Consider the following 12,387-nt stretch of genomic DNA (forward strand, 5'->3'; position numbering starts at 1 on the left):
AAATCTTAGGCAGCGCATCAAACCGATTTCTGCGCTTTTCTCTGCAGACCGACCTCCCGCTCGACGACGTAGTGCGGGCTGGATGCCTGCTCGCGGTTTACGAGCAGAAAGAACCGGAAACTGTGAATGCACTGAACAAAAAAGAGATAACACCTGAAGAGGCAATTGCCTTGCTGAGAATGAAGCCCCTCACCAAGTAGAGGCCAATTTTAACCTCGAGTACAACTACGCCCTCAAAAACCAGTCGTTCGTATGATACGAGCTTTGCGATCAATCTGGCAGCGAGCCAGCTTCAGCGGTTTGAACAATGAAGGCAGTTACCTGATCATTCGCTTATGCATGCTTTAGTTACCGCTAAGCGGACAAAGCGCGAAAACTCAGTGACATGTTTTGTACGACACGACGCTCAAACACCCAAACTGATTGAGAATTTCTTAATGCGGTTTATTCATCGTGATGCGCAAGCCTGCCGTCCCATTCTTCTGTCGAAACCTTGGGTTCCGGCGGGTCTGCTATGTAAGACGGTGTCATTATCTGTGTTCCGTTTTCATTAAACACATCGACAATATTTTCACGCAAATCGGACAAAATCTTAGGCAAGCTCGATCCGCGCGAAGTGTATGCGTTTATTTCATAATTGATTGCATAATCAGCCAACTGCGTCCAAAGGACAAAAGGTTCGGGGCTCTTTCTTAACCCTTGGGTTCGGTGAGCAGCTTCTATCAACATCGCTTTAATCTTCTTTGGTGGCTCCTCGTATCCGATCCCTACTGTCGTGTGGACCAACAGCCCTCGGCCATCCACTTTGCGCGAATAGTTTACGACCTCGGAGTTAAGCAGTTGTGCATTTGGAATGCTTATCATCTCGTTCTTTATCGACTTAATGAGTGTTTCCATTAACTTGATCTCTGTTACGTCTCCGATCTTGTCGCCGACCTGAATGCGATCACCGACGTTGGTACTGCGTCTGTAGATGACAAACAGGCCGGCCATCATATTTGAAACAACGGTGTTTGAGCCAAGCGAAACCATGATACCCGCCAGTATTGTCAAACCCTGAAAGGCTCGGGAGTCTGATCCGGGAATATAGGGGTAGGCAAACACAAGCGCGACCACGATGACCAACGCTCTGAACAACATGTTGGTGGGAGCGATCCAATGCTCTTCAAAGTCTTTGAGTTCGAAAGCACCATTCTCAACGTTTTCAAAGAACAGGTCGAGCCCGCGAATTGCCAACCGTGTCACAGCTGCGATGATTGCGAGCATGATCAAGTTGGGAACGTATCCAACAATTGCCAAAACGACAGTTACGAGCGGCTCGCTGACGTACTTCAAGAGGATCTGGGCTATACCTTGCGTTTCAGCAAATGAGAGCAGCACCAATGAAAGGTAGTAATAGAAAAAGAACAGAAACAAGACCCACATCAATATGTGGATAGTATAGACGATAAGCGACGCAATTGCCCTGCTTCTCAAGATTGATTTTGTGGCTTCCTCGACGCCTTCAGCTCTCTTTTCCAAGTTTATTCTGATGTATTCTAGTAGGCTTCGCCGCTTCGCAAAAAACGCATACGAAACGAGGGCAAAGACTGCCGTCCAAGCAAATGCAGCCATCGCACTATCTACTCTGCCCTCATTGGATCGAGCGTCTCGGTAATTAAGGATTGCTGTCTCAATCGCCTCGGCTTGAAGTCCAGCCAACACGTCAATAGCCATTTGTTCGTGCTCGGCGTCAGCTTGGGTGGTTATCGTAACCATTTGCCCGTCGACGCGGATCATTTTCCCAAATTCAGCGTCCGAAACCTGAACCTGAACCGAAGCCTTCTTCGAAGCATCAGCAACTTGAGCAATCCGTTCCTCGATCTTTCTCGCCCGTTCGGTAGCGGGCAACGCACTTGAGCCGCGAACCAAGAACAACTCTTCGCCATCCACAATCACTGGCGCAATAAACTCGGGATCATCTCTCTCTTCAGTCGGTGCGAGAATTTCTTCTGACTGAGCAAACGCGACGCCGCAGGCGAACAGAAGTGGCAGGAGGCATAACGTAAGAGCCCTCATGATCTTGCTCCTTCTGCGGGGATTATATGCACATCGCGTTGAGGGAACGGAATAGATATACCTTCTTCATCAAACCTCTCTTTTGCTTGACCGGTGAGGTCCCAAAAGACGGTCCAATAGTCATCGGACTTGGACCATGGGCGGCAGAAGATGTTGACCGAGTTGTCCCCCAACTCACCCACAAAAATTTCTGGTTCCGGTGTCTTCAGACAAAGTCGGTGACGCGCAACCAAGTCCTTAAGGACTTCAATTGCTTGGGCAGCGTTGTCCGAATAAGCGATGCCAAAGACCAGATCGACCCGACGTTCTTCGGACGCGCTCACATTAGTAATGACATCCCCCCAAATCTTGCTGTTCGGGACTATGATAATCTGATTGTCAAATGTTCTGATCTTGGTTGAAACCACCGACATCTCATCAACAAACCCTGAAGAGCTGCCAACCTGAATATAGTCGCCAGTGTCGAATGGCTTGAGAACCATGATCATCAAGCCGCTTGCGAGGTTTCCCAGCGTTTCCTGCAATGCGAAACCTAGGATGAACGACAAACCGCCAAGCACGGCAAAAAGCGGTGTAACGTTAACTCCGAACAAAGCTAAAACGACGAGTATGCCAAGGACGAAGACGGCCCAGTAAACCGTGGTGGCAATGAAGCGTTTCAGCATTCTGGAGATTGTTGGAATTTTGTTCAAACCCCTTTCAGTAACCCGGCGCACCATTCGTGCGACGAACATCATGGCCCAAACTGCCAGTAAAACGCCCATGCCAGCCATCAGCAGGCCGACGCCCCCATCCCATGAAAACAGCCACGCCCAAGCGTTTTGAAAAAGTGTTTGAATATCGGTTGTCTTTAGGGCTCCCGTTTTCAATGCGAGAATATAGTCAGTATGCGATTCCAGATCTTCCGCCTTTGCGCCTTTCAGGGTCCATGCCTCGAGCACCAGGCGATAGTTGTTGAGAATGTCTGACCCAGAGTCGTTCAAGGAGGACAACTGAGACCGCAAGCTGTCTTCCCGAGTTCCACTCGCCGACCGAAGTTGCAAGTTTACTTGCGCTACTTCTTCGAGCCGAGTGCGCACATAACTCTGCCAAGTACCAGCAATCTGGGAAAGCTCTTCTGCAGTTAAAGGAACAAGTAGGATCTCGAGATCGTCGGCCGCGATCATCTCATCTACGACTGCATTTATAAGATCGTCAGTCTCGACTTCCACAGCCTCTTGGTCCGCCTCAGTTTCTTGCGCGCCGGCAGGAAAAGTACTCGATAATGACGTGAACCAAAGGAACGACCAAATCGTCAACATTCTCAGTGCTCGTCTCATCTATCTGTCCCCTACTTCTTTAACGGTCGAAGAGAGCACACACAGACGCAACAAATCCAGACTTATGTTTATGTTTGAATATTTCGCCGGGACGAGCACGGCAGATTTTTGACTCGCTTACGAAATAGTAACTCTCTCAAATTGGCGGAACCAGGGTTCCGCGAACGAAACTGAGAATTGCGAGTAGGGTTTATCGATTTGCTGTGCACCCCGAATTTCGAGCTTTTTGGATATGTCCACTAAACCAAACAGAATTGCCTCTTGGAGACGCCACTCACTTACCTTTTCAGGATTTTTATTTTGCAACGATCCTGAGGCAGTACGTCCGCTTCGGGCTCAGCGCGGTCTTTGGTTGAAATTTGTCGAATTTCCAGATTTGCTAAAAAACTGATTTCAAAGGAAAACACCGTATTCCTACAGCCAAACAGCTAGTCGCACAGATCTAATATGCTATTGCAATAGCCAAACTTTTCGGGGGGCCAGATGATTGATTGATACTGAAGCTACACATTGAATAGTCAACCCGCTTTGAAAGCGGATTCTTGATTAGTGACACGTATCTCAGCATGATCCAAAGATGTCAGTTGAAATAGACCAGTGGTTACAAGATCTCGAACTGAGCCAGTACGCAGACGCATTTGCGGAGAACGATATTGATGCGCGTGTTCTGCCACTACTGTCTGGCGACGACTTAAAAGAGCTTGGAGTAAGTCTGGGTCACCGGAAAATCATCCTCGCTGCAATTCACAAGCTAGTCAGCCTGCAGCAGGCAACTCCGTCGCCGCAAGCAACTCGTGAACAAGGGCCAACTTCGGACATAGCGAGAAATGACGATCTGCTCAAAAGGAAGCATAGTGAACCGGCCACTGCAGAAAGGCGTCACGTAACAGTCTTGTTTGCCGATCTAGTTGGTTCCACCGAACTTACTAATCGCTTTGATCCTGAAGATATGCGGGAATTGCTGCAAAACTACCAAGATGCTGTGGCTGGAGCCGTAAGTCGATACGGTGGCTACGTTGCGAAATACTTGGGAGACGGCCTTCTCGTGTTTTTTGGCTGGCCGCGGGCTTACGAAGATCACGCAATTCGGGCGATAAATGCCGGTCTCGAGGCCGTTCGTCGTGTCAGAGAGCTCAAAACTCCGGACGAAGAGTGTTTGTCGGTGAGACTGGGCGTTGCAAGCGGCGATGTCGTCGTTGGCGACACCATCGGTGAAAACACATATGAGGAAGGGGCCATGACCGGTCCGGTTGTCAATCTTGCAGCGAGGATTCAAGAACATGCAGAACCAAACTCGGTCGTTTTACCGGCGGAGGAAACCGAGACAGCCCTGCATAGGATATTTGAGTACAAATCCCTTGGAAAGAAAGAGTTAAAGGGATTTTCTGAACCGCGTACTCTGTTGAAAGTGGTATCGGAACGCAATGCGGAAAGCCGGTTTCGAGCTTCAATCGCGATGATGCCGCCAGCGCGATGATTGGCCGCGACTACGAAAAGGGGATACTACTGCAATCATGGCAACGTGCTCAGAATGGTCACGGAGAGGTTGTTCTGCTGTCCGGTGAAGCCGGGATTGGAAAATCGCGACTTACAGAGGAATTTCTTGCTGACATCGCCGTAAACGACCAAGCCGATGTCATAAGACTGAACTGTTCCCCTTACCTCAGCAGTAGCCCATTTCATCCGGTTGCCCAACGAATTTCCCAAGACGCTGGGGTCGAACCGGACTTCGACGACAATCTGATCCTCGAACATGTCAGGAAGATGCTTGAAGCGCGGCCCGGGCTGGACTGGAAACAAGCTCTGCCTGTCTTTGCAGCGCTGGTCGCACCCCGAAGCGCGCTCGCCCGAACGGTGCTCGAGATGTCACCGCAGGAGCAGCGCGACATAACAATCCAAACTTTGATCCATACCGTGCAAGTGCGATCAAACGTACGCCCGGTTATTCTGTGCGTCGAAGATGCTCATTGGATCGATCCTTCCACCCAAGCCTTGTTAGAGCGGTTTAAGTCGATATGCACCGATCTTCCTCTGATGATCCTGATAACCCACAGGCCCGGGTGGGAATTGGCCCGAGACGATGGGGACACGCACGTTCAGTCTCTGGTATTGCGTCGGTTCAATTCTGCGCATGTTTCATACCTTGTCGAAAACATAACCGGGAAAAAACCAGACGATGCCCTGATTGCTACAATCATTGAAAAGACCGACGGCGTACCTTTGTTCGTGGAAGAATTAACCCGAGCGATTGTCGAGGCGGGAGAGCACGGGCAAATCCACATACCCTCGTCTTTGAAAGGCGCGTTGATGGCGCGTCTCGATGCGGTTTCGCCCAAGGCAAAACAGGTCGCGCTCACGGGTTCTGTTGTTGGCCGAGAGTTTGAGCCGAGCATATTGAATGCAGCGATGCGTCTTGCAGATTCTGATATCAACAAATGCCTCGAAGAGCTTTCTCGAACAGGGATAATCTTCGAAAGCGGACACAATCGTGGGCATTTTGTATTCCGGCACGCCCTGATCCGCGATACCGCCTATCAGTCCATGCTGAGCTCGACTAGGAAAAGGCAACACGCAGACGTGGCGCGTGCGTTGATACGGACACGGTCCGCTGAGATCGAGCGTCGTCCCGAACTGATCGCTCGCCACCTTTCAGAAGCTGAGGATTGGAGGGCAGCGTTTGAAAAATGGCAGATTGCGACAGAAATGGCCTTGGCGCGATCTGCCAGCCAGGAGGCGATGACCAACGCCAAGGAAACTCTACGAGCTGCTGAAAACCTGGGCTCAGACTCCGATTCAGAATTGATCAAAAGCAAGATCCTGGTTGGCCGCAGCCATGACAGTCTGGGCCAATTGCCAGAAGGGATATCGGTTCTGAAGGACGCTTCAAACGCGGCCCGGGCAGTGCACAATGTGGAGTTAGCCGCCGATGCAGCCAACCACTTCGCTGACTCATGTATGATGTCTAGCGAGAGGCACGGTGAAGCAATCGATCTCTGCAATAATGCGCTGAAGGATTTGCCTGATGATGATGAAGTCCGCCGGTGTAGACTGATGAGCCAACTTGCGCGCGCCCACATGTTCGTCGGTCAGTTCTCCGAAGGTGCGCGTTTCGGCCAGCAGTCCATGGAACTGGCCGCAAAACTGGGTGATTATAAATCCCAGTTCTCGGTAATGATGATGCATTTCGGGGCCCCATTCGTTGCGCGGAAGGGAAGAGAAGCCCACCATTGGCGCGAAAATCTGGAGGCTATGCATGGTGTGGCCGAGCATCTTGGTAGTATCGATCAAGGGCGGGATCGCACTCTGAGCTTGTTTGTAGGCGCCGAGATGGCAGACCGTGAGTTGATGGACCATTCTTTGAGATTGCTTACCGAGATTTCGGAAAAGGACAATCATCTGCAGCTCTATTGGGTTCAGAAACACGCACGCGCGATGGTTGCAATTATGGACGGCGATTTTGATCAAGCTGAAAAACACGCCACCGAAGCGGTGAAAATTGGTCGAAAGACCCATGGGGAACATGTTGAGGGCGTCTTTGGAGTTCAGATGTTCACTATTCGCCGCGAGCAAAACCGACTGCACGAGGTTGCGCCTGTGATTAAGCAACTGATGACAGACAGCCCCGAAGACATTTCATGGAAGCCCGGTTTTGGTCTTGTCGCTGCTGAGCTTGGATACAAAGAACCCGCCGAACGAATACTGAATGAAATGGCTGCCAATGGCTTCGATCTTCCACCAGACGCCATGTATTCAACGACTTTGTCCTATCTGGCCGACATATGTGTCGCCATTCAGCATCAAGAACACGCCAAGTCGCTCTATAAAATGCTTGCTCCTTACCAAGAACTGACGATCACCGCTGGGGCCACGACAGTATGCACTGGCGCAGCTGCACGACGCCTCGGAAGTCTGGGTACCGTTCTAAAGGACTGGGATGCCGCTGAGACGATGTTCCAGAAGGCAATAGAAATTGACACGCGCATGAAATGCCCTCCTTGGGTCGCGCACAGCAAGGCGGCGTATGCTACTGCACTAAGACAACGCGGTCGCCCGGCTGATGTGGAACAGGCGTTTCAACTGGAAGGGGAAGCGTTGGCAATTTCACAGAAATTGAGTATGGTTTCCCTAAGGTCAAAGCTCGAAGGAGTAGCGAGTTAAGGTAAAAAATCTGGTCTGGGGGACTTCATGCCAAGGTACATAATTGAAAGAAATTTTGCCGAGCAACTAAACGTTACAGACGATGACAAAATTCACATCAAAGAGATCAATGACGAAGTCGGCGTCGAGTGGATTTTCTCGTTTCTCAGTGCAGACAAGCGCAAAACGTACTGCTTGTACGAAGCCCCGGATGAGGAAAGCCTGAGAAAGGCGGCCGAACGCCTGAATATTCCCGCCGACGTGATAACACCTGTGGATCGCATCGACCCGGGAATTTTTGCCTGACCTGCAACATTATTTTCCCAATTCAGTGAAACGCCTTCGCGGGACCACGCGACGGAAAAAAATCGACTGAGGCAGCGCTGCAAGAAGCCCGACCTGACAATAGGGAGGCTTACGCATGTTTGATCTGAAAACACTCGACGGTGGTACGGCAACAGTGGAGCAAGACGCGTTGGGCGCTCTTGATGCAGCGCTTCGTGGCGGGGTTTATCAGAAGGGCTCCCCTGAATATGAGGATGCAAGAACAACGTGGAATAGCATGTTCGAACGTTACCCAGGCTTCGTAATCCGCGCGCTGGGGGCCAGTGACGTGCAGAAGGCCGTGAACTTTGTTCGGGACGCCGGCCTCGTTATGTCTGTTCGCTCTGGTGGTCATCAGATTGCCGGTCACGCTGTTGCAGATGAAACGGTCATGCTTGACCTGTCGCAGATGCGGTCGGTTCACGTCGATCCTGTCAAAAAGACCGCTCGGGTTGCGCCGGGAGCGCTGTTGGCAGACGTAGATCGCGAAACTCAAGCACATGCACTTGCCGTTCCCGTTGGCATCAATTCGACTACGGGTATCGCTGGCCTCACGCTTGGCGGCGGTTTTGGATGGACCACTCGAAAATTTGGTATGACGATCGACAACCTGCTCTCAGCGGAGGTCGTGACCGCGGACGGTGCCATTGTAACCGCCTCGCCCGCAAGCCACCCGGAGCTTTTCTGGGCCATTCGCGGTGGGGGTGGAAACTTCGGTGTTGTGACCTCATTCGAGTTCCAACTGCATGAACTCGGACCTGATGTCTTGTCTGGTCTTATTGTTCATCCGATAGAAAATGCGCCAAAGCTTCTGGTCGAATTCGCCTCTATTACGGATAATTCCCCGGATGAGTTGACGGTCTGGAGCGTGATGCGAAAAGCGCCTCCTCTGCCTTTCCTGCCGGCTGAGTGGCATGGGCGCGAAGTGTTGATCTTTGCAGCCTGCTACAGCGGGCCGATGGACGAAGGTGAAAAAGCCATGACAGCATTGCGCGCGCTTGGCGAACCAATTGTCGATGTGATCTCGCCCCATAAGTTCGTAGACTGGCAGGCCGCTTTCGACCCGTTGTTGACACCCGGTGCCCGGAATTACTGGAAAAGCCACGATTTCGATGCACTTTCATCGGGTGCAATCTCGGGACTTCTGGAAGCGATTTCCAGCCTTCCTGACCCGGCGTGTGAAGTTTTTATTGCCCATGTGGGAGGAGCAATGGCGCGCGTCGCGGCCGGTTCGACCGCTTATCCCCAAAGATCTGCTCACTTCATCATGAATGTTCACACGCGTTGGGAGGATCCCAGCAAGGATGCCGATTGTATTGCTTGGGCGCGAGATCTTTACGACCAGATGCAACCGCACGCGACCGGAAGCGCATATGTCAACTTCATGCCTGCAGACGAAGCGGACCACATGGCCGGTGCATACGGCGATAACGGTGAACAGCTCTCTAGGATCAAGGGCACATATGACCCGACCAATTTGTTCCGAGTAAACCACAATATTTTGCCCGCTTGATGGAACTCAGAACTCCAAAAACTGGTCCAGGTTGATGTTGAGAGTTCTTCGTTGACGACCAGCGGATCTTTTTTGTTGGCCAATTGTCAAGCTAAGTAGCATTTCAAAGCGGTTAGGCCATTGGTGGTTGTGCACGCAATTGGCGCTAGGAACAGTAAACGACGTTTGAGGGACTCTATTGACGCGTACGTCAGCTTTCTTTCTAGCTGCAACCTAAAATGTACCGAAGTTGCTAAGGAAGCAGCAAATGAGCTTTCATTTGCGATAGATTCTTAGTCTGCGGTGGGCTCGTTGCAGACGTTTGTCAAAATATCGAGAAGGACCGCATCGCGGGACAAAGCTGCGGATAAATCAGTTCGTTAGATTTTTTGTGATAACGGCCCAAACCTGCCGTTGAGTAAGCTGCGCGCGCTGCACTACGGCTTCACCAAAGCGTTCACTCAATAGTCACCCGGAATACAGCAGAGGCAGTCGACCATCCAGAAATTCGTTGCAGGCGCGCTGTTCTTACGCTGCAAGAGGTTAGGCGCGCCTGTACGTTGGATAACTTATTGGTTTTTCCATCCTTCAATCAGCCCGACCGCCGCCTCGGCGTAGCTCTGCGGAAACTGATCTGAGGTTCGAGCTTTCATGATCGTATGAAGGCCCAGCAAAAGACCGATCAGCACCCGTGCGGCCTCATCCGGATCGGTCTCGGAACGGATGGCTCCGTCATCCTTTGCCTGGCTCAGTATCGCCGCAAACCGCCCCTCCAGTGCGGTCAGGTACCGCTCGATTCGTGCGTTAACCTCGGGATCAGAGCGGTCGAATGAACTAATCGAATTAAAGGCAAGACACCCAGCATCCTCAATCTTTGGCATCCGCTCCGTTGACGTGATGCCCCGGAACCAACCAGCCAGATCATCCAGCGAATAGGTGTCGGGGTCGGGAAAGTGTTGGGCCTCGGCATTGTTCAGATAAGTATCCAAAGTTTCTAGGAAAAACTTTTCTTTCCCGCCATAGGTGGTTTGCAATGTAAACCGGGTCAGCCCCGTCTCCTGCTCAAGCTCCCGCGTGCTGGCACCGTGGTATCCTCGCCGCCAGAACAGGTCCAGCGCACCTGCCACGGCACTGTCGTGATCCGTCTTGCGTTTTCGCGCCACAGATTTCTCCTTGCATTTTCTATCCGTCTGGATAGTAATAAATTACTATCCACATGGATAGCATTGTGAGCGCGCGGCTGCAAACGCCGTTTGGCCCAACTGAAACGGAGACCTGATGTGACCGCCATAGACCAAACAACCGGGGCCTCAAAGCCCATCGCTCTGCGCGTGATCTTCATTCTGAACGCGTTGAAGATCCTGCTGGCCTTTGGCTTCTTCGCCGCGTTCAAGTTCTACGGGCTACAGGTCGGAGAGCTGGTCGGCCCGCAGGCCGCCAACCTGATGCTCTATACGATGCTGGGGTACATGGTGACATTTTCCAGCATCGTTGCGTCCATCCTCAAACGCAGCCTATTCGGCATCCGCGCTGCGATTGCCATTGATTGTCTGGTCTCAATCCCGGCCACCGCGGTCATCGGCTTTGTCATCGCAATCATCAGCATGGGCCTGACCTTCACCGCATCTGTCCGCGCGTATTTTGCGTATCACGGCTAAGATGAACCCTTCGATGGTTCACCCGAACAAGATCGAGGGGCAATGTATCTGCAGCGCAGTGCGCTATCGGGTGCAAGACAACATGGCCGCCTTCAAACTCTGCTATTGCAGCTTTTGCCAAAGGGCCTCAGGCTCGGCCCATGTTGCGAATGCGTTCACCACGCCCGATCAGATCGAGTGGCTGGAAGGCAAAGACATACTGACCACCTGTGACGTGCCCAATTCCCAAGTTCGTCGGGCGTTTTGCCGAAACTGCGGGACGACGCTGCCATTCGAGACACGGAACGGCAAGTTTCTGGTTGTCCTCGTTGGCAGCCTATTACGCCCGCCGACCCAACCCGTTAACGCGATTGTCGGCTGGGCGTCCCGCCCCACTTGGTATGATGAGGCGCTGAGTTTGATCGAAGAAACGCACAATTCTGAAAGGGCGGCTCAATGAGTACCGAACAAGAGATCTCACCCGACTTCCCGTTTGAATCGAAGTATGTCGAGGTGGATGGGCAGCGCATCCACTATGTTGACGAAGGCGAAGGCGCACCGGTTCTATTTCTACACGGCAATCCGACCTCATCCTATCTTTGGCGCAACATCATCCCCTATGCCGCCCGGCAAAACCGCGCTATCGCAATGGATCTGATCGGTATGGGCAAGTCGGATAAGCCGGATACTCCCTACCGCTTTGTCGATCACGTCCCCTACGTTGACGGATTTATCAAGGCGCTGGGACTGAAGGACGTGACGCTCGTCATTCACGATTGGGGCTCCGCATTGGGGTTCCACCATGCGCACCGGCATCCGGAGAACATACGCGGCATCGCCTTCATGGAAGGCGTCGTGCATCCAATGACCTGGGCCGGATTTCCGCCAGACTTCCGCGTCGGGTTTCGCTTGATGCGGACGCCCGGTCTGGGTTGGATGATGATCTCGGGGCTGAATTTGTTCGTCGAAAAAATTCTGCCAAGCGCCATTGTGCGTGATTTGACGCCGCAATAAATGTCGCAATATCGTGCGCCTTTTCCCACAGCACGAAGTCGCAAGCCAGTTCGGGTGTGGCCTTGTGAAATACCGATCGACGACGCACCTTCGGACGTTCATGAGATCGTCGGCGCCTACAGCCATTGGCTGGGAGAAACGCAAACCCCGATGCTGATGTTCCATGCAACGCCCGGAGGCACCATCGGGCCTAAAGAGGTCGAATGGTGTCGTCAGACCATCCAGAATCTAGAAGTGGTGGATATCGGGAAAGGTATTCATTTTCTGCAGGAGGATAACCCCCATCTGATCGGAGAAAAACTGGAGGAGTGGTTGGCACGACTGCCCGCATAAACCAGTGCTGCCAAGTTTAGCGGTTGAGCCGTATACATAAATCAGATTTCCTGATTGTATACTTTGACTATTA

Annotated in this window: 11 protein-coding genes and 1 pseudogene; 9 read left to right on the forward strand and 3 right to left on the reverse strand. The window is 52.0% G+C overall.

From position 1 onward, the window contains the following. Positions 1-444: 444 nt before the first annotated feature. Together ACXADZ_RS13235 and ACXADZ_RS13240 are read right to left on the reverse strand one after the other, a co-directional pair. On the reverse strand, positions 445-2,058 hold the full coding sequence (locus ACXADZ_RS13235) for a mechanosensitive ion channel family protein (protein WP_475197019.1): 1,614 nt from the start codon (positions 2,056-2,058) through the stop codon (positions 445-447). Further along, positions 2,055-3,377, reverse strand: coding sequence for a mechanosensitive ion channel family protein (locus ACXADZ_RS13240; RefSeq protein WP_475197021.1), 1,323 nt, complete (start codon positions 3,375-3,377; stop codon positions 2,055-2,057). The genes ACXADZ_RS13235 and ACXADZ_RS13240 overlap by 4 nt, the downstream gene beginning before the upstream one ends. Positions 3,378-3,954: 577 nt before the next feature. Between ACXADZ_RS13240 and ACXADZ_RS13245 the strand changes: the two genes are divergently transcribed. From ACXADZ_RS13245 to ACXADZ_RS13265, 5 genes and pseudogenes are all read left to right on the forward strand, one after another. Continuing rightward, the gene (locus ACXADZ_RS13245; RefSeq protein WP_475197022.1) at positions 3,955-4,854 is read left to right on the forward strand and encodes an adenylate/guanylate cyclase domain-containing protein; all 900 of its coding nucleotides are present in this window, start codon (positions 3,955-3,957) and stop codon (positions 4,852-4,854) included. Continuing rightward, a pseudogene (locus ACXADZ_RS13250) lies at positions 4,851-5,333 on the forward strand (AAA family ATPase); the annotation flags it as partial. The gene ACXADZ_RS13245 and the pseudogene ACXADZ_RS13250, both read left to right, overlap by 4 nt. A 351-nt stretch (positions 5,334-5,684) precedes the next feature. Further along, the gene (locus ACXADZ_RS13255; RefSeq protein WP_475198612.1) at positions 5,685-7,535 is read left to right on the forward strand and encodes an ATP-binding protein; all 1,851 of its coding nucleotides are present in this window, start codon (positions 5,685-5,687) and stop codon (positions 7,533-7,535) included. 27 nt (positions 7,536-7,562) lie between these two features. Continuing rightward, a complete protein-coding gene (locus ACXADZ_RS13260) occupies positions 7,563-7,820 on the forward strand; it encodes a DUF4242 domain-containing protein (RefSeq protein ID WP_171092613.1) in 258 nt (85 codons plus the stop codon). 115 nt (positions 7,821-7,935) lie between these two features. Further along, positions 7,936-9,351, forward strand: coding sequence for an FAD-binding oxidoreductase (locus ACXADZ_RS13265; protein ID WP_475197024.1), 1,416 nt, complete (start codon positions 7,936-7,938; stop codon positions 9,349-9,351). 548 nt (positions 9,352-9,899) lie between these two features. Here the strand turns inward: ACXADZ_RS13265 and ACXADZ_RS13270 are convergent. Continuing rightward, positions 9,900-10,493, reverse strand: coding sequence for a TetR/AcrR family transcriptional regulator (locus ACXADZ_RS13270; RefSeq protein ID WP_475197026.1), 594 nt, complete (start codon positions 10,491-10,493; stop codon positions 9,900-9,902). A gap of 117 nt (positions 10,494-10,610) precedes the next feature. On the opposite strand from ACXADZ_RS13270, the gene ACXADZ_RS13275 reads away from it, so the two are divergent. The 4 genes from ACXADZ_RS13275 to ACXADZ_RS13290 are packed head-to-tail and all read left to right on the forward strand — an operon-like array spanning position 10,611 to position 12,314. Continuing rightward, complete coding sequence (locus ACXADZ_RS13275; RefSeq protein WP_475197028.1) at positions 10,611-10,988, forward strand: hypothetical protein; 378 nt, start codon at positions 10,611-10,613, stop codon at positions 10,986-10,988. 1 nt (position 10,989) lies between these two features. After that, the gene (locus ACXADZ_RS13280) at positions 10,990-11,427 is read left to right on the forward strand and encodes a GFA family protein (RefSeq protein ID WP_475197029.1); all 438 of its coding nucleotides are present in this window, start codon (positions 10,990-10,992) and stop codon (positions 11,425-11,427) included. After that, a complete protein-coding gene (locus ACXADZ_RS13285; RefSeq protein WP_475197031.1) occupies positions 11,424-11,981 on the forward strand; it encodes a haloalkane dehalogenase in 558 nt (185 codons plus the stop codon). The genes ACXADZ_RS13280 and ACXADZ_RS13285 overlap by 4 nt, the downstream gene beginning before the upstream one ends. Then, a complete protein-coding gene (locus ACXADZ_RS13290; RefSeq protein ID WP_475197033.1) occupies positions 11,982-12,314 on the forward strand; it encodes a hypothetical protein in 333 nt (110 codons plus the stop codon). The last annotated feature ends 73 nt before the right edge of the window (positions 12,315-12,387 follow it).

Source organism: Ruegeria sp. ABM4_193, assembly GCF_056158705.1.